15 protein-coding genes are annotated in these 16,675 nt (G+C 63.7%); 11 read left to right on the plus strand and 4 right to left on the minus strand.

From position 1 onward, the window contains the following. Positions 1-21: 21 nt before the first annotated feature. The 7 genes from C1A35_RS21675 to C1A35_RS21705 all read left to right on the plus strand — a co-directional run bounded on the left by C1A35_RS21675 (position 22) and on the right by C1A35_RS21705 (position 7,520). Positions 22-993, plus strand: coding sequence for an ABC transporter permease (locus C1A35_RS21675; protein WP_104666321.1), 972 nt, complete (start codon positions 22-24; stop codon positions 991-993). Between the two features lie 10 nt (positions 994-1,003). Further along, a complete protein-coding gene (locus C1A35_RS21680; RefSeq protein ID WP_104666322.1) occupies positions 1,004-1,954 on the plus strand; it encodes an ABC transporter permease in 951 nt (316 codons plus the stop codon). Between the two features lie 3 nt (positions 1,955-1,957). Continuing rightward, positions 1,958-3,151, plus strand: a complete 1,194-nt coding sequence (locus tag C1A35_RS21685; RefSeq protein ID WP_104666450.1) for an amidohydrolase family protein — start codon at positions 1,958-1,960, stop codon at positions 3,149-3,151. After that, positions 3,148-4,632, plus strand: a complete 1,485-nt coding sequence (locus C1A35_RS21690; protein ID WP_104666323.1) for an amidohydrolase family protein — start codon at positions 3,148-3,150, stop codon at positions 4,630-4,632. Before C1A35_RS21685 ends, C1A35_RS21690 begins: the two co-directional genes overlap by 4 nt. Further along, positions 4,629-5,615 (plus strand): ABC transporter ATP-binding protein, encoded by a 987-nt coding sequence (locus C1A35_RS21695; RefSeq protein WP_104666324.1) that lies wholly within the window; start codon positions 4,629-4,631, stop codon positions 5,613-5,615. Before C1A35_RS21690 ends, C1A35_RS21695 begins: the two co-directional genes overlap by 4 nt. Continuing rightward, complete coding sequence (locus tag C1A35_RS21700) at positions 5,612-6,592, plus strand: ABC transporter ATP-binding protein (RefSeq protein WP_234822939.1); 981 nt, start codon at positions 5,612-5,614, stop codon at positions 6,590-6,592. The genes C1A35_RS21695 and C1A35_RS21700 overlap by 4 nt, the downstream gene beginning before the upstream one ends. A 280-nt stretch (positions 6,593-6,872) precedes the next feature. Continuing rightward, complete coding sequence (locus tag C1A35_RS21705) at positions 6,873-7,520, plus strand: YceH family protein (protein ID WP_104666326.1); 648 nt, start codon at positions 6,873-6,875, stop codon at positions 7,518-7,520. Positions 7,521-7,586: 66 nt separating this feature from the next. Here C1A35_RS21705 and C1A35_RS21710 read toward each other — a convergent pair whose 3' ends face one another. Next, positions 7,587-8,318, minus strand: coding sequence for an aspartate/glutamate racemase family protein (locus tag C1A35_RS21710; protein WP_104666327.1), 732 nt, complete (start codon positions 8,316-8,318; stop codon positions 7,587-7,589). A gap of 3 nt (positions 8,319-8,321) precedes the next feature. Continuing rightward, positions 8,322-8,966, minus strand: a complete 645-nt coding sequence (locus tag C1A35_RS21715; protein WP_104666328.1) for a flavin reductase family protein — start codon at positions 8,964-8,966, stop codon at positions 8,322-8,324. 191 nt (positions 8,967-9,157) lie between these two features. Here C1A35_RS21715 and C1A35_RS21720 point away from each other — a divergent pair, with 191 nt between their 5' ends. Next, a complete protein-coding gene (locus C1A35_RS21720; RefSeq protein ID WP_104666329.1) occupies positions 9,158-9,844 on the plus strand; it encodes a GntR family transcriptional regulator in 687 nt (228 codons plus the stop codon). Between the two features lie 69 nt (positions 9,845-9,913). Then, positions 9,914-10,741 (plus strand): bifunctional allantoicase/(S)-ureidoglycine aminohydrolase, encoded by an 828-nt coding sequence (locus C1A35_RS21725; RefSeq protein ID WP_104666330.1) that lies wholly within the window; start codon positions 9,914-9,916, stop codon positions 10,739-10,741. Between the two features lie 133 nt (positions 10,742-10,874). Here C1A35_RS21725 and C1A35_RS21730 read toward each other — a convergent pair whose 3' ends face one another. Beyond that, the gene (locus C1A35_RS21730) at positions 10,875-12,683 is read right to left on the minus strand and encodes an ABC transporter ATP-binding protein/permease (RefSeq protein ID WP_104666331.1); all 1,809 of its coding nucleotides are present in this window, start codon (positions 12,681-12,683) and stop codon (positions 10,875-10,877) included. Positions 12,684-12,920: 237 nt separating this feature from the next. On the opposite strand from C1A35_RS21730, the gene C1A35_RS21735 reads away from it, so the two are divergent. Together C1A35_RS21735 and C1A35_RS21740 are read left to right on the plus strand one after the other, a co-directional pair. Next, the gene (locus C1A35_RS21735; protein WP_104666332.1) at positions 12,921-13,775 is read left to right on the plus strand and encodes a class I SAM-dependent methyltransferase; all 855 of its coding nucleotides are present in this window, start codon (positions 12,921-12,923) and stop codon (positions 13,773-13,775) included. Positions 13,776-13,800: 25 nt separating this feature from the next. Next, on the plus strand, positions 13,801-15,279 hold the full coding sequence (locus C1A35_RS21740; protein ID WP_104666333.1) for a pyridoxal phosphate-dependent decarboxylase family protein: 1,479 nt from the start codon (positions 13,801-13,803) through the stop codon (positions 15,277-15,279). Between the two features lie 26 nt (positions 15,280-15,305). Here C1A35_RS21740 and C1A35_RS21745 read toward each other — a convergent pair whose 3' ends face one another. Continuing rightward, positions 15,306-16,604 carry a S41 family peptidase gene (locus tag C1A35_RS21745; protein ID WP_104666451.1) on the minus strand — a complete coding sequence of 433 codons (1,299 nt, stop codon included), beginning with the start codon at positions 16,602-16,604 and terminating at the stop codon, positions 15,306-15,308. Between the last annotated feature and the right edge of the window lie 71 nt (positions 16,605-16,675).

Here is a 16,675-nt window from a genome sequence, read left to right on the forward strand (position 1 = left end):
CCTCATTCAGCGAGAAACCCAATGATTGTCTTTCTCATCAAGCGGCTGGCCAATGCCGTGCTGGTCATGCTCGCCGTCGCGCTGCTTGCCTTCCTGATCTTCCGCTTTGCCGGCGATCCGGTCGAGTTGATGGCCAACGAGCAGATGTCGCAGGCCGACCGTATCGAGTTGCGCGAAAAGCTCGGGCTCAACGATTCGTTCCTCACCCAGTTCGGTCGCTTCGTCGGCAACGCCGCCCAGGGCGACTTCGGCATCAGCTACCGCAACGGCCAGGACGTGATGAAGCTGATTGCCGAACGCTTCCCGGCGACGATGGAGCTGGCGCTGGTCGCAACCGTCCTCTCGCTCCTCATCGGTATTCCGCTTGGCGTCATCACCGCCATCCACCGAGGGCGATGGTATTCCGAGGGGTTGCAATTCATCAGCATCATCGGCGTCTCCTTGCCGAGCTTTGTCGTCGGCATCCTGCTGATCCTCGTCTTTGCCGTGACGCTCGGCCTCGTGCCCGCCTTCGGGCGCGGTGACGTGGTGCAGCTCGGCTGGTGGAGCACCGGCCTGCTGACGCCCTCCGGTCGCGCATCGCTGCTTCTGCCGTCTCTGGCGCTCGCGCTCTACCAGATCACGCTGGTCATGCGTCTCGTGCGGGCCGAAATGATGGAAGTGCTGCGCTCGGACTTCGTCAAGTTCGCACGCGCTCGCGGCGTGCCGCGGTGGCGGATCTATTTCCGCCATGCGCTCAGGAACTGTCTGATGCCGGTCGTCACCATGACGGCGATGAATTTCGGCTCGCTGATCGCCTTCGCGCTGATCACCGAAACGGTGTTCCAGTGGCCGGGCATGGGCATGCTCTTCATCCAGGCGGTGACCTTCCTCGATATGCCTGTCATGGCGGGGTATCTCTGCATCGTCTCCTTCATCTTCGTCACGCTCAATACGCTCGTCGATATCGCCTATGCGGTCATCGATCCGCGGTTGCGCGACGCAACCCGCTGAGGTCGTTGCCATGACAGATCACGTCCAGCAGACCACACCGGCACGCAAGCCTTCGCGGCTTGCACGCTGGCGCCAGAGCGATCTCTGGTGGTCCTTCACCCACAAGCCTTCGGCAATCATCGGCGCGGTCATCCTCACCTTCCTGATCGTGACCGCCTTCTCCGCGCCGCTGATCGCGCCGCAGAACCCCTTCGATCCGGCCCAGCTCGAGCTCTGGAACTCCGAGCTGCCGCCGATCTGGGAGGCCGATGGCCAATGGCCCTACGTGCTCGGCACCGACACGCAAGGCCGCGACATGCTCTCGGCCATCCTCTACGGTTCGCGCATCTCCATCCTGATCGGCGTCGCCTCGGTCGTGCTTTCGCTCGCCGTGGGCCTGAGCCTCGGTCTCGTCGCCGGCTATTTCGGACGCTTCATCGACAACTTCCTGATGCGCATCGGTGACGTGCTCCTGTCGATCCCGACCATCCTCATCGCCATCCTCGTCAGCGCCGTCGCTCGCCAGATGCTGCCGCCGGAACTGCGGGACGTCGGCTCTGCCGCCGTTCTGGTGCTGGCGATCACGCTCAGCGCCTGGGTGCAATATGCCCGCACCGTGCGCGCCCAGACGATCGTCGAGCGCGGCAAGGAATATGTGCAGGCGGCGCGCCTCCTGAAAACGCCGGCGCGGCGCATCATGCTGAAGCACATCCTGCCGAACACGCTGACGCCGATTCTGGTCGCCGCGACCTTGAACTTCGGCATGGCGATCCTGACGGAAGCAACGCTGTCGTTCCTCGGTATCGGCATGCCGCCGAGCCAGCCGAGCCTTGGAACGCTGATCCGTCTCGGCAACCAGTTCCTGTTTTCGGGCGTATGGTGGGTCGTGCTCTTCCCCGTCGTCCAGCTTTGCCTTCTCGTGGTCTCGGTCAACCTGCTCGGTGACTGGCTGCGCGATGCGCTCAATCCGAAATTGAGGTGAATGATGTCCAATCTCCTGATCCGTAACGTCAGGCCTAACGCCGGCGAAGCGACCGACATTCTCGTGCGCGACGGCAAGATCGCCGCCTTCGGCAAGGGACTTTCCGCCGAAGGTGTGGCGACGGAAGACGGCAATGGCCATATCCTGATCTCCGGTCTTATCGAGGCGCATACGCATCTCGACAAGTCGGTCTGGGGCATGCCCTGGCACGTCAACGCCAAGATTGCGACGCTGCGCGAACGCATCGATTTCGAACGCGAAAAGCGGCTCGAAATCGGCATTGATCCACACCGCCAGTCCATGCGCCAGGCAATCATGCTTGCCGCCAATGGCGCCAGCCATATCCGCAGCCATGTCGACATCGACACCACCCACGGCTTGCGCCTGATGGAAGGCATCATCGAGACCCGCAAGGCACTCAAGGACGTCATCGATATCGAGATCGTCGCCTTCCCGCAGTCGGGTCTTGTCACCCGTCCGGGCACCGTTGAACTGCTCGACCAGGCTCTGAGCAATGGCGCGGAAGTCCTTGGCGGCATTGATCCCTGCGGCATCGATCGCGACCCGAAGGGCCATCTCGATGCAATCTTCGGCCTTGCCGAAAAACATGGAAAGCCGATCGACATTCACCTGCATGAGCAGGGCGAACTCGGCGCCTTCAGCATGGAGATGATGTTCGAGCGCATTCGCACGCTCGGCATGCAGGGAAAAGTCGCGATCAGCCACGCCTTTGCGCTTGGCGCACCGGACTATCTGCGCGTCGGCGGCCTGATCGAACAGATCGCCGAACTCGATATCCGTATCGTGACGACCGGCTCGCCGTCCTCGACCGTGCCGTCGATCCTTCGTCTGAAGGATGCCGGTGTGAAGGTTGCTGCCGGCTGCGACGGCATCCGCGACACCTGGGGTCCGTGGGGCCAGCCCGATATGATGGATCGAGCCCGCATCCTCGGCATGAAGAACGGCTTGCGCCGCGACATCGATCTCGAACATGCGCTTTACGTCTGCTCCAAGGGCGGCGCCGACGTCATGGATATCAAGGGCTATGGCCTCGATGTCGGCTGTGACGCCGACTTCACGCTTTTGACCGGCGAGACACTGGCGCATGCCGTCGTCGACGTCGCGCCGCGACCGCTGGTCGTCAAGCGCGGCCGCGTCGTCGCCCGCAACGGCGTTGCGGAGGTGGCGATCCCATGACCAACATCAAGGACCTGACACTCGGTGAGCGCGCCGAAGGACGCACGCTTCTGACGGCGCAATGGGTGCTCGGGCACCGTGACGGTTCGCACCGGCTGATCCCGAACGGCGAAGTCGTCATCGAGGGCGGCACGCTGCTCTATGTCGGGCCGCGTTTCGAGGGAGAGGTGGCACGCCGCATCGATCTCGGCGCTGCCATGATCAGCCCCGGGCTCATCGACCTCGATGCGCTCTCCGATCTCGACACAACGATCCTTGCGATCGACCATCAGCCCGGTTGGGCCAAGGGTCGCGTCTGGCCGTTGAGCTACATCGAGCGTGGCCCCTATGAAATGTACACTGAGGAGGAACTGGCGTTCCAGAAGCGCTTCGCCTTCGCGCAGCTCCTCTTGAACGGCATCACCACCGCAGCGCCGATCGCCTCGCTCTTTTACCGCGAGTGGGGCGAGACCGTTGCTGAATTCGCCGCCGCGTCGGACGCGGCAGGCGATCTCGGCCTGCGCGTCTATCTGAGCCCGGCCTATCGGGCCGGCGGCATGATGGTCACGGCGCCGGGGCAGCTCGAAGCAATCTTCGACGAGGCAAGGGGCCTCAAAGGGCTCGACGACGCGATCGGCTTCATCCGCGGGCATGACGGTCGTCATGGTGGCCTGGTGAAGGGCCTGCTGGCCCCGGACCGGGTGGAGACCTGCACCGAGAAACTGCTGGTGCGCACCGCCGATGCGGCGCGCGACCTCGACTGCCCGATCCGGCTTCATGCCGCACAGGGTACGATGGAGGTCGACACCGTCCGCCGCCTGCATGGCAAGACGGCGCCGGAATGGCTGGCGAGTTTCGGTTTCTTGAGCGATCGGCTGATCGCCCCGCATGCGACGCAGGCGACCGACAACGATCTGCGGCTCTATGCCGAAAACGGCGTCAGCATCGTGCACTGCCCGCTGGTTTCGGCCCGCGGCGGCAGCACGCTCAACTCGTTCCGCTCGGTGAAAGCCCGCGGCGTCAACATTGCCATGGGCACTGACACGACGCCGCCCGACATGCTGATGAACCTGCTGGTTGGTTTGATTGCGGCTCGTGTGGTCGAAGGCGATCCATCCGCCGTCAGCTGCGCTGATCTCTTCGACGCCGCAACACTTGGCGGCGCCAAGGCGCTTGGTCGCTCGGATCTCGGTCGCCTGGAAGCGGGCGCCCGCGCCGATATCGCCGTCTTCGACCTCATGGATCATCACATGGCGCCGGCGATCGATCCGATCACGACGCTTGTCGTCGGCGGATCGGGACGCGTCACCAAGGCGGTCTTCGTCGACGGCCGCCTCTCGATGCGCGATGGCGAGGTTGCCGGCTTCGACATGAACGAAGCGCGCGCGAAGGCGCAGGTCCAGTTCGATGGCCTGATCGCCAAGTATCCGGAACGGAGCTTCGGCCACCCGCCGGTCAGCGAGATCTTCCCGCCAAGCTACCCATTGGAGGTGCAGCGATGACAGAGCATCTATCATCGGCCGTGCTCGACGTGCGCGGTCTCTGTGTCGAGTTTCCTGGCCGCCATGGAACGGTACAGGCGCTATCCGACGTTTCGCTCAGCATCCGCCCCGGCGAAATCCTCGGTGTCGTCGGTGAATCCGGCGCCGGCAAGTCGATGACCGGCCTCGCCGTTCAGGGTCTTCTCGAGCCGCCGGGCCGTATTTCCGGCGGCGAGGTCTGGCTCGGCGGCCGCCGCATCGACCAGCTCGACGACAAGCAGATGCAGCAGGTGCGGGGCCGGCAGATCGGCGCGATCTTCCAGGATCCGCTGACCTCGCTCAATCCGCTCTTTACCGTCGGCGCGCAGCTTGTCGAGACCATCCGCCTTCATCTGAAGCTTTCCAAGGCCGACGCCAAGGCGCGCGCCATCCAGCTCCTGAAGGAAGTCGGCATTCCGGCGCCTGAGGCACGCTATGATCACTATCCGCATCAATTCTCCGGTGGCATGCGCCAGCGCGTCGTCATCGCCCTGGCGCTCGCCGCGGAGCCGAAGCTGATCATCGCCGACGAGCCGACGACGGCGCTCGACGTCTCTATCCAGGCACAGATCACTTCGCTGCTTCGCCGTCTCTGTGATGATCACGGAACCGCGGTCATGCTCGTCACCCACGACATGGGTGTGATTGCCGAGACGGCCGACAGGGTGGCGGTGATGTATGCCGGGCGACTCGTCGAGATCGGCCCGGTCGCCGAGGTTCTGAAGAACGCCCGTCACCCGTATACGCGCGGCCTGATGGGCTCGATCCCGGCGCTTGGCCGCCGTGTCGAGCGGCTGAACCAGATCGACGGTTCGATGCCGCGGCTGAACGCCATCCCCGCCGGATGCGCCTTCAACCCGCGCTGCCCGGAGGCGGGGCCGCGCTGCCGCAAGGACCGCCCCGAACCGGCCCCGGTCGGGACCGGCGTCGCCGCATGCTGGCTCAATGCAGGAGGAGTGCTATGAGTGATGCCCTGACGGTCAACGACCTGACCTGCAATTTCGACGTATCGGCCCCCTGGCTCAACCGCGTCATCGAGCGCAAGCCGCGGCAGTTTGTCCGTGCGGTGGATGACATCAGCTTCACCGTGCCGATGGGCGGCTGTTTGAGCCTTGTCGGTGAATCCGGTTGCGGCAAGTCGACGGTGGCGCGGCTGGTCACCGGGCTCTATCGCGCCAGCGAAGGCGAGGTGCGGTTTGCACCGGGCAAGAACGGCGAGCCGCTCTCGGCCCAAATGATTTTCCAGGATCCCTATGCCAGCCTCAATCCGCGCTGGCGGGTGCGCAACATCATTGCCGAGCCGCTGCGCGAGCTGAAGCTGCGCAACTCCGAAGCCGAAATCATGGAACGCGTCGGTGAACTGCTGACGATCGTCGGCCTTGCGCCTTCCGACGGCGCGAAGTTCCCGCACGAGTTTTCGGGCGGCCAGCGTCAGCGCATCTCGATCGCACGCGCCCTTGCCGGCGAGCCGGAGTTTCTCGTCTGCGACGAGCCGACCTCGGCGCTCGACGTGTCGGTCCAGGCACAGATCCTCAATCTGATGCGCAAGCTGCAGGACGAGATGGGGCTCACCTATCTGTTCATCAGCCACGACATGAGCGTGGTTCGACATATGTCGGACCGGATTGCGGTGATGTATCTCGGACGCATCGTCGAGGAGGCCGACACCGAGACGCTCTTTGCCAATCCGCGGCATCCCTATACCCAGCTGCTTTTGGAGACGATCCCGGACATCACCCACCCGAAGCGTGGACGCAGCATTGCGGCGAGCGAGGTGCCGAGCCCGCTGAACCCGCCGTCCGGCTGCACCTTTCATCCCCGCTGCCCCTTTGCCGATACCCGCTGCAAGAGCGAGCGGCCGGAGATGCGCAGCTTCGCTGACGGTTCGCGTGCCGCCTGCCACCGCATCGAAGAGACGGTGAAGGCAATCAACGCAGCGTAACGCCAACCTCTTTCCCTGAAGACTTGGGCTCCGTGTCATACCAGTCGCGGAGCCTCTTTTTTGCCGCCGGCGATTTCAGTATCTGCGCCAGGCAATTCGCATGCCCCTTCGCATCGCTGTCGTGAGGCAAATGCTAGGCTGCTAACCGGAATTCAACGAAATAGACCGATGACCATTCCCGGGCTCCAGCACTCACGTTAGGGTAGGGGCCAATGGTCGGACGCTTCCCGCTCGGGACATCCGACCGGGATCGAAATGCGTTGATTTGAAGAGTTGGCTTATGAACACGACCTCCGACACCGATTTCCCCATCCTCAATGCCGTTGAAGCCCGCGTTCTCGGATGCCTGATCGAGAAGAAGGAAACGACGCCAGACGTCTATCCGTTGACGCTCAATTCGGCCCATTCGGCCGCCAACCAGAAGACAGCGCGCGATCCCGTCATGGCGCTCGAGCAGGTCGAGATCCACCGCGCGCTCTCGTCGCTGGGGCAAAAGGGATTGGTCCGGCAGGCGTTTGCGTCTCGGGTCGAGCGCTATGAGCACCTCGCAGCCAATCGCTTTTCGCTGACGTCGCCGCAGATCGTCGTGCTTGGCCTGCTTCTTCTTCGCGGCCCGCAGACGGCCTACGAACTCTGGGCGCGCAGCGAACGCATGGCGCGGTTCTCGTCGGTCGAGGAGCTGAAGGACAATCTGGATCTGATGATGGGCCGCCGGCCGCCGCTCATCGTTCAGTTGAACCGGGGGGCCGGCCAGCGCGAGGACCGCTTCGCGCATTTGTTGTGTGGTGAAGTCGAGCAGCCTGCCGAAAGGGCTGTCGTGTCGTCGGCGCCGAGCGGTTCGGCTGTGTCGGCCCTGGAAGAACGACTGGAAGTGCTTGAGCGGAAGGTGGCGACGCTCGAGGAGCAGCTTGACGCCCTGACGCGCTGACAGCGCGGCTCCGGAGAGAAAATATCCCGGGCGCCATGTACGCCCGGTGACATCGCATGGCTTGGCCTAGCCGGCGTCGACCAGCCGGCAGGCCGGCGCGTCCTTGATGCGCGGATAGTCGTAGGCACCCACCTTCGAGGTGGCATAACCGCCGCCGACCAGCGCTTCGGCAATTTTCACCGCCGCGGTCACGCCATCGATCACAGGCATGCCGGTGCGCGCCTTCAGGCGATCGCAGAGTTCGGACATGCCGGCACAGCCGAGGATAATCGCTTCCGCACCATCCTCCTGGCGTGCCTTCAGGATTTCCTGCACCAGCATTTCCTCGGTGTGCTCAAGGTCGTCTTCCAGCGCCAGCACCGGCATGTCGACCGAGCGCACCTTGCGGCAACGATGGCCGGCACCGTAGGCCTCCGCCAGGTCCTCGATGATCGGCACCGACCGGGGCAGGGTGGTGATGATGGTGAAGCGGGTCGCGATGTTCATCGCCACCTGCACGGCCGCCTGACAGATGCCGATGACAGGGCCGCGGGCGATCTCGCGCGCAGCGCCAAGTCCGGGATCGTCGAAGCAGGCGATGACATAGGCATCGATGCCGCGCGTTTCGCCCTTGCGGATTTCCGCGAGCATCGCCGGCACTGCCATCGCTTCATCCGCATGGCCTTCGATGCTGGCCGGGCTCGATGCCGGGTTGATCGATTCGAGCTGGGTGTCGGCTGCAGCGACGCGCTCGGCGCTGCGATGTGCCTGTTCCGTCATCGAGCGGGTGGAGTTCGGATTGATCAGCAGGATGCGCATGGATCAGCTCGTCTTCCGCATGGCGTTTGCAACGGGGGCATAGGCGGTGATGTCCGGCGTCGGCATGACGAACTGCCGGTCGGAGGTGATGTAGTTGTTTGCGTGCAGCCGTGCGATCGGCTGGTATTGCGATGGGTCGACATAGCGGCCTTCCTCGTCGAGGCAGTCCTTGCGCACGTGCATGTGCACGACCTCGCCGAGAACGATGACGCGGCGATCGTACTCGATCAGCCGCTCGACGCGGCATTCCATCGAACAGGGCGACTCGACGATGCGCCGGGCGCCGACCTTGGCGCTGTCGGCCGCCGTCAGCCCGGCGATTGCCACTTCGTCGACGTCAGGCTCGAACGACAGGCCGCAGACCAGCATCTGGTCGGCGATTGCCATGTCCACCATGTTGACGACGAACTCGTTGGTGCGCCGAATATTGGCGACCGTGTCCTTCTCTTCCCCGTTCGGGCGCGTCTGGATGCCGAGAATGACGATCGGCGGGTCGTGCGAGAAGACGTTGAAGAAGCTCATCGGCGCGGCATTGTCCTGTCCGCTCGGCGAGAGCGTCGAAACCAGCGCGATCGGTCGCGGACCGATGAAGTTCGTCAGCAGGCGGTAGCGGTCCTGGGCCGGCAGTTCAGTGAAATCGAAGTCCATCGGAGCTCTCAATTGGCGCCGCGGGCCGGTTTTACGCCGGTCGCACGGTCGTGTTTAAGCGGTTGCCATTGCACATCAAGTTGCGGTACACAATATTGTCTACAATTTTGTAGTCAATATCTAACTGCAGCGGATGGAATTGACTTTGAGCGCCGCACGGCGAGAGTAAGCGAACGGCTAAGGGAGATTTCATGTACAACGCGGACGAAGCCGCCGGTGCTCCGACGGCGATCATTTGCGAGAAGATCTGGCTTGCGATTGCAGAGCGTCGGCTGCGGCCGGGGACGCGATTGAAGGAAGAACAACTTGCCGAAATATTCTCCGTCAGCAGAGCGCGCATTCGTCAGGCACTGACCGCGCTTGAGCGCGACGGGCTGGTGACGATCATGCCGAACCGGGGCGCCTTCGTCTCCGAGCCTTCGGTGGACGAGGCGCGCGATGTCTTCGTCGCCCGCCGGGCGATCGAGCAGCGTGTCGTCGAGCGGCTTTGCGAGCGCGCCAATCCCAAGGATATCGTGCGGCTGCGCGCCCATATCGAAGAAGAGCGCATTGCCGGGCGATCGGGCAATCTCTCTGATATCGTTCGGCTTTCCGGCGGTTTTCACCTGTTGCTTGCGGAACTGTCGGGCTCCGCCTTTCTCTTTGGCATCCTGCGCGACCTTGTCTCCCGCACCTCGCTGATCACCGCGATGTACCGATCGAACCACCTGCACAATTGCGGGCCGGACGAGCATCTGGCCGTGGTCGAACACATCGCCTCGCGCGATGTGACAAGGGCGATCAAGGAGATGGCCGAGCACCTGAACCACGTCGAAGCGGAGCTGGATCTGGACGAGGAAAAAGACCAGCCCCGCGATCTTCGCACCGCATTGCTTTGATGCCGCGTGCGCGACCCATTGCACCGCACTTTTGAGGAGGCGGTGCCTGCCAGCAGACTGAAGGAAGATATGACCAACCGTAGTTACTATGCGCCGCATGGCGGCAACCCGCCACAAACCCAGCTCCTTTCGGATCGCGCAGTCTTCACCGAAGCCTATGCGGTGATTCCGAAGGGGACGATGATGGACATCGTCACCAGCTATCTGCCGTTCTGGGATAAGACCCGGCTGTGGATATTGTCCCGGCCGCTCTCCGGTTTTGCTGAAACATTTTCACAATATATCATGGAAATCGCTCCGGGCGGCGGTAGCGACCGACCTGAACTCGACGCCGGCGCCGAGGGCGCGATCTTCGTCGTCGAGGGCGAATTGACCATCACGCTCGACGGCAAGGCGCACAAGCTGCAGCCGGGCGGCTTCGCCTTCATTCCGCCGGCGAGCGACTGGACGGTTCGCAACGGAAGTGAGTCTCACGTTCGTTTCCATTGGGTGCGCAAGGCCTACGAATATGTCGACGGTCTGCCCGCACCGGAAGCCTTCTTTACCAACGAAGCCGAAATCACCCCGTCGCCGATGCCGGGCACCGACGGCAAATGGGCGACAACGCGCTTCGTCGACCCGGCCGATCTGCGCCACGACATGCATATGACGATCGTCACCTTCGAGCCCGGTGCGATCATTCCCTTCGCCGAGACACACGTGATGGAGCATGGCCTCTACGTGCTCGAAGGCAAGGCGGTCTATCGCCTCAACCAGGACTGGGTCGAAGTCGAGGCCGGCGATTACATGTGGCTACGCGCCTTCTGCCCGCAGGCCTGCTACGCCGGCGGTCCGGGCAAGTTCCGCTACCTGCTCTACAAGGACGTGAACCGCCACATGAAGCTGAAGTCACGCTGAGCAGTTCACCTTAGGTCAGGCAAAACCGCGCATTCCAGGGAATGCGCGGTTTTTCTTTGTTTTCCGCCGGATAAGGCCGTTTCCGCATGCCGGCTCTCAAAGCTTCGTGGTTTGCCGATCGTGGACCGGACAATCAATCCACGAGCTGCGGATCGGCCGGCTGCAGGCTGCGCGGCTGGAGACGCCTGAGTGTGTTGCCGGTCGGGTTCTTGTCGAGGTGCAGCACGCGGGTGAAGAAGTCGTTGCCACGTTCGGTGCGACCGATGTTGACGATCGCGACCCCCTGGAGCTCGTCGTCCAGGAATTTCAGCACGCGCTGGTAAGCATCGTCCTCGAGGGTGTCGAGCGCCTCGTCGATGATCAGCCAGCGCGGCTTGTGCAGGCTCAGGCGGGCAATGGCGAGCAGACGCTGCTCGGCCTCGCTGAGGTTCATCTGCTTTCGCGCATCCTGATCGAGCCGGCCGCTCAGCCGCCCAAGGCCGACCTTGGAGAGAACCGCGGCCAGCTCCCCCTTGCTGTAGCTGTCGGGTGCGCTTGGATAGGCGAGCACTTCGCCGAGCGTGCCCGGCGGGAAGTAGGGCGATTTCGGCACGAAGGCGAGACCGTCATCGACCGGCAGCGCGATGCGGCCGTGCCCCCAGGGCCACAAGCCGGCGATCGCGCGGAAGAACGGCGCCTTTTCGACCTCGGGCGCGCCGGTGACGAGCACGCGCTCGCCGGGATCTATGGTGACGGAAGGCTCGCGAAGCTGGATGCAGCCGGTGGGCGAGACGATCTCGATATTGTCGAAGCTCATCTGAGGCGTATCGGAGGTCCTGAAGTCGATGCGCTTGTCGCCCTCGTGCCGCTCGTCGGTCATCAACAGCGCCGAGCGGAAGGCGGCGACGCGCAGCAGCGTGGCACGCCAGTCGGCGATCGCGCCGATATTGTCGACGAACCAGCGCAGCGACGCATGTACCTGGTTGAAGGCGCCGACAGCCATCATCAGCCCGCCGAAGCTCAGGTCACCGGCGAAATAGACCGGTGCGGCGATGACGATCGGCGCAACGACGGTGATCCAGCCATAGCCGCCGGTCACCCATGTCAGACGGGTCACCGCGCGCAACAGGCCGTAGCTGATCTCGAGCACCGAGGCGAGATCGCGCTGCAACCGCTTCTTCTCGTTGGCCTCGCCGGACGAAAGCGAGACGGCTTCGATATGTTCGTTGACGCGCATCAGCGAAAAGCGCAGCGCAGCCTCCCGGGCGTAATGCTCGCCGTTGAGTGCCACCAGGGGGCGGCCGACGAGCCAGCTCAGCCAGGAGGCCGTGCCCGCATAGAGGATCGCGGCCCAGACCATGTAGCCGGGAACGGCGAAGGCGTAGCCTGAGACATGGAAGACGAAACCGTCAGACAGCGACCACAGCACGCCGATGAAGCTCACCAGCAAGATGCCGGATTGGAAGAGGCCGATCGAAAGTCCCGCGGAAAGATCGGTCAGGTGGCGCGCGTCCTCATGGATGCGCTGGTCCGGGTTGATGCCGATCGCTCCCGCGTTTGCCAGCCGAAACGCGCGCGTCGGGCGCATCCATTCGGCAATCAGGTCCTCGGTCAGGCCCTCGCGCAAGCGCAGCTTGATGACCTGGCCGAGCCACGTTTGCAGAACATTGAGAACGAGGAGGACGCCGGCGATCTGGGCGAAGACGACGAGCTGATGGAGAAAGGCCGGCAGGTCGCGTCGCTCGAGCGTGTCGTAGAATGGCTTGTACCATCGATTGAGGATGATCTGCCCGAAAGCCGTCACGACGATGACAACGATGATGCTTATGCTCAGCAAGATGATCTTGTTGCGCAGCGGCGAGGCCATGAAGGCCCGATGCATCATCCGCAATTGATCACCGAGGGATTGTTCGTCGTTGGGTTCTATCCGGCCGCTATTTACGCCGTTCGTCCGGTTCGACATCGGTGCGAATCTCTCCTTCCCGGTCTCCTCAAGTAGAATATAGCCTGCCTTACCCTCTCTCCCTAACGCGGATTGTCTGAGCCCACATGTAACCGCGGTCACAGCGCTGATCGCAAAATTCGTGACAATGCGGCACGCTGCCCGAATTGTGGTGGGAAAGTTGATTTGTAACCTGCCGCGGAGCGTTCATAGTTTCGTGAGCGAGGGCTAAAGCACGACACCGAGGGAGGAACCTGCATGTCGGCGCATCTCGATCAAATCCGCGATCAGCAAAGAGAGACCTGGGACCGCTTCTCGGCCGGCTGGAAGAAGTGGGACGCGCTCGTGCTTGGCTGGCTGGCGCCCTTCGGCGTGGCAATGATCCGTCAGGCGGCCATCAAGGATGGCGATCAGGTGCTTGACGTTGCCGCCGGAACGGGCGAGCCAGGACTGACAGTGGCGGCGTCGATCCCGAAGGGTCGCGTGACCGTCACCGATCTTTCGGAGCGCATGCTGCAGGTGGCGGCGGAAAACGCCGGCCATCGCGGCCTCACCAATTTCGAAACCAGGGCCTGCGACGCCGGCGCCTTGCCCTTCTCGGACGCGACATTCGACGCTGTTCTCTGCCGGTTCGGTTTCATGTTCTTTCCGGATGTGGCGGCGGCAGCCCAGCAGTTGACGCGGGTCGCAAAGCCTCACGCGCGCGTTTGCGCTGCCGTGTGGGGCGCACCGGAAAAGAACGCCTGGGCAACGACGATCATGGCGACGATCGCCCGCCACGTGGACATGCCGAAACCGCCGGCAGGCGCGCCCGGCCTGTTTCGGTGCGCGCCTGCGGGCCTGATGAAGGCGGTCTTCGAGGATGCGGGCTTGCGCGATGTCCGCGAGAAGGAGGTCACCACCACGATGGTCCATGAGACGCCGGAGGACTACTGGGCGTTCATGACCGAGATCGCCGCACCCGTGGTGGCCGGATTGGCGCAAGCGGACGATCAGGCCCGCACCCGCATCCGCGAGGAGGTGCTCGATCTGGCCGGCCAGGCAATCCGTGCCGGAAAGGTGGAGTTGCGCGCGACCGCGACCATCATCGTGGGCACGCGCCCGTCGCGCTAGGGAACGATGGGGAGGGGAGGCTTCCATGGACAAGCAGTCGGTAACATCCGGCAGGCTGGAAGAAACGCTCGACCCTGAAGACTGGGGCGAGTTGCGGGCCCTGTCGCATCGCATCGTGGACGACGCAATCGATTATCTGAGCCGCGTGCGGGAGCGGCCGGCATGGCGCAACATGCCGGAACCGGTGCGCGAAAGCTTCACGGCTCCCCTCCCCAGAACGGCAAGGCCGCTTGACGAGATCTACGCACAGGTCGTCGAAAACGTGCTCGGCTACCCCATGGGCAACATCCACCCGCGCTTCTGGGCCTGGTATATGGGCTCGGGCAATTTCACCGGTGCGCTCGGCGAGTTTCTCGCGGCAATTCAGGGCTCCAATGTTGGCGGCGGCAATCATGCTGCAGCGCTTATGGACCAGCAGGTCGTCAATTGGTGCAAGGAGATGCTGGGGTTCCCGGCATCGGCCAGCGGCACGCTCGTCAGCGGCGGCTCGGTTGCCAACATCATCGGTCTCAACGTGGCTCGCAACGTCAAGGCCGGCATCGATGTTCGCGAACATGGCATCGGGGAGCAGCCACTCTGCTTCTATGGCTCCGATCAGATCCATAGCTGCCACCGCAAGGCGGTGGAACTGTTCGGCCTCGGCGACCGGGCGCTGCGGCGCATTGCATCGGATGGCGAACTTCGCATCGACATCGCGGCATTGCGCCAAGCGATTGCCAGTGACCGCGCATCCGGTCGGCTTCCGGCTTGCATCATCGCAAATGCCGGCACGGTGAACACGGGCGCCATCGATGACCTCGAAGCCCTTGTCGATCTCGCTGCGGAACAGGACCTCTGGCTGCACGTCGATGGCTGCATCGGCGCCTTGATCCGGATCGCGCCGGAGAATGCCTGGCGCGTCGCAGGCATCGAGAAGGCGCATTCGATCGCACTCGATCCGCACAAATGGCTGCACGCGCCCTTCGAAGCGGGCTGCGTTCTCGTGCGCGACGCCGCCGCGCACCGCGGCACCTTCGCGGTCACGCCCGAGTATCTGGAGACGATGGTTCGTGGTCTCGCCTCTGCCCCCTGGCTCTATGACTACGGGCTGCAGACCTCGCGCGGTTTTCGAGCCTTGAAGATCTGGATGTCGCTGATGGAGCATGGCGTGGAGAAGTTCGGTCGCCTCGTCGACCAGAACATCGCGCAGGGGCACTATCTGAGCCGCCTGATCGAGGCCGAGCCGCAACTCGAACTCGTGGCACCGACCAACATCAACATCGTCTGCTTCCGCTTCCGCGCGGTCGACATGCCGGCCGAACGGTTGAAGGCCCTGAACACCGAAATCATGCTCCGGCTCCAGGACGACGGGACCGCCGTTATCTCCGACACGACCGTGCACGGCCAGCACTGTCTGCGCGTGGCCATCAACAATCATCGCACGCAACGAAAGGACCTGGAGCTTTTTCTGGCGGAGGTTGTCAGGCTGGGGCAGGAAATTGTCGCAGAGGGCGACGCTGCTTGAGACCATATTGGCGCGCGGCGGAAGCGCTACCGGGTGGTGGCGGGCTCGTGCTGGGACGCGGACTGCCGGCCCTTTCCGGCCTCGAGCATTCGGACCATCTCGGCGATCGCCGCTTCCCGTTGCGGATCCTTGCCCGCCGCGTAGGCGAGGGGGAAAGGCACTGCCCGATCCGGTTCGATGCCGATCCCTTCCAGGCGCAGATCGTCTGCGATGATCGCATCCGAAACCGCCAGCTCCAGCAGGCTGTCATCAGGCAGGACGTAGGCGCGTCCTGCGAGCAGTGCGCCGGCGGTGCGCTCGCCGATCAGGGGTATGGCATTCTGCCGAAGCGTATAGGCAAACAGTTCGAGGCCGCTGCGCGTGCCCCTGTCGATCAGCGCGACGACCGGCCTTTGCCATCGGAAATTGGCAAGTGTGGCTTCGCCACGGCGGGGCACGAGCCGGAACGTCGGCGTGCCACCGACCAGGAACTCGGCTGCATCCGCGGGCCCGCCGCCCCAGCGGCCGCGCAGATCGACGACGAGGCCTTCCGCATCCCTCAGGCGACCGCTCGATAGCGCCGCGGCGACGCGGTCGAGCCCGTCTCGCGTGGAAAGCGTCCACAGCCGGACATAGCCGATCTTCCGGCCACCCGTTTCGATGAGCGCGATACTTTCTTCGATCGCCCGTTCGAACATCGGCAGCGGTCGCAGACGCTCGACCGGAACCCGCAGCGACAATGGCTCGCCGTCGCGATGCCGTCTAAGCCGGATGTCGACCGTCTGACCGACCTTGTCGTCAAACGATCCGATTTCCCGATAGGCCAGCCCGTCGACCGAGAGGATCTCGTCGCCGACGAGCAGGCCGGCCTTCTTCGCTGCCGATCCGTCATAGACGTCACTGACGAAACGGTGTCCGTTCTCGACGGTCGTCACCATCCCGATGCCCGGATAGCGGGCCGCACCGTCTGGTGGAAAGAGCCGACGCATGTCGTCCCGAATGGCGAAGCGGAAGATGTCGGCGAGTTCGAAGTAGTCGATCGTGTCGGCCTTGAAGCGTCCGGTGTGCGAAACCCTAAGACTGGCGAGGACCGACGCGATCGCCGCATCGATGCCGGGATCCGTCCCCGTCTTGGATCTTGCCGTCGCTCCTTGATCGATCTCGGTCCGAACTGCCGCGTTGAAGCGCTCGAGCGCGCGGCCATCATAGAAGTTCGCATTCACCAATTCGATCACGCGGTCGAAGATCGGCTGGCCGGAGCGCGGCAGCTCGGCTGCCCGCGTCGCGGTCGCCATCGACATGGCGAGGATGACGATCAACGCTTTCCCACCCAAACGCGCACACATGATTGCTGCTCCGGTTTCGCGCCGACGATTATCGACAAAAGCGCGTGCACCTGCCGGCAAAATCCCGTGAT

Origin of the sequence: Ensifer adhaerens, assembly GCF_002940685.1 — a bacterium.
GTDB lineage: Bacteria > Pseudomonadota > Alphaproteobacteria > Rhizobiales > Rhizobiaceae > Ensifer > Ensifer adhaerens_E.

Coding starts and splice junctions, on each gene's coding strand:
- C1A35_RS21745 (WP_104666451.1), bottom strand. CDS start 16,604: ATGTGTGCGCGTTTGGGTGGGAAAGCGTTGATCGTCATCCTCGCCATG.
- C1A35_RS21680 (WP_104666322.1), top strand. CDS start 1,004: ATGACAGATCACGTCCAGCAGACCACACCGGCACGCAAGCCTTCGCGG.
- C1A35_RS21710 (WP_104666327.1), bottom strand. CDS start 8,318: ATGCGCATCCTGCTGATCAATCCGAACTCCACCCGCTCGATGACGGAA.
- C1A35_RS21740 (WP_104666333.1), top strand. CDS start 13,801: ATGGACAAGCAGTCGGTAACATCCGGCAGGCTGGAAGAAACGCTCGAC.
- C1A35_RS21705 (WP_104666326.1), top strand. CDS start 6,873: ATGAACACGACCTCCGACACCGATTTCCCCATCCTCAATGCCGTTGAA.
- C1A35_RS21675 (WP_104666321.1), top strand. CDS start 22: ATGATTGTCTTTCTCATCAAGCGGCTGGCCAATGCCGTGCTGGTCATG.
- C1A35_RS21735 (WP_104666332.1), top strand. CDS start 12,921: ATGTCGGCGCATCTCGATCAAATCCGCGATCAGCAAAGAGAGACCTGG.
- C1A35_RS21700 (WP_234822939.1), top strand. CDS start 5,612: ATGAGTGATGCCCTGACGGTCAACGACCTGACCTGCAATTTCGACGTA.
- C1A35_RS21690 (WP_104666323.1), top strand. CDS start 3,148: ATGACCAACATCAAGGACCTGACACTCGGTGAGCGCGCCGAAGGACGC.
- C1A35_RS21725 (WP_104666330.1), top strand. CDS start 9,914: ATGACCAACCGTAGTTACTATGCGCCGCATGGCGGCAACCCGCCACAA.
- C1A35_RS21695 (WP_104666324.1), top strand. CDS start 4,629: ATGACAGAGCATCTATCATCGGCCGTGCTCGACGTGCGCGGTCTCTGT.
- C1A35_RS21685 (WP_104666450.1), top strand. CDS start 1,958: ATGTCCAATCTCCTGATCCGTAACGTCAGGCCTAACGCCGGCGAAGCG.
- C1A35_RS21720 (WP_104666329.1), top strand. CDS start 9,158: ATGTACAACGCGGACGAAGCCGCCGGTGCTCCGACGGCGATCATTTGC.
- C1A35_RS21715 (WP_104666328.1), bottom strand. CDS start 8,966: ATGGACTTCGATTTCACTGAACTGCCGGCCCAGGACCGCTACCGCCTG.
- C1A35_RS21730 (WP_104666331.1), bottom strand. CDS start 12,683: ATGTCGAACCGGACGAACGGCGTAAATAGCGGCCGGATAGAACCCAAC.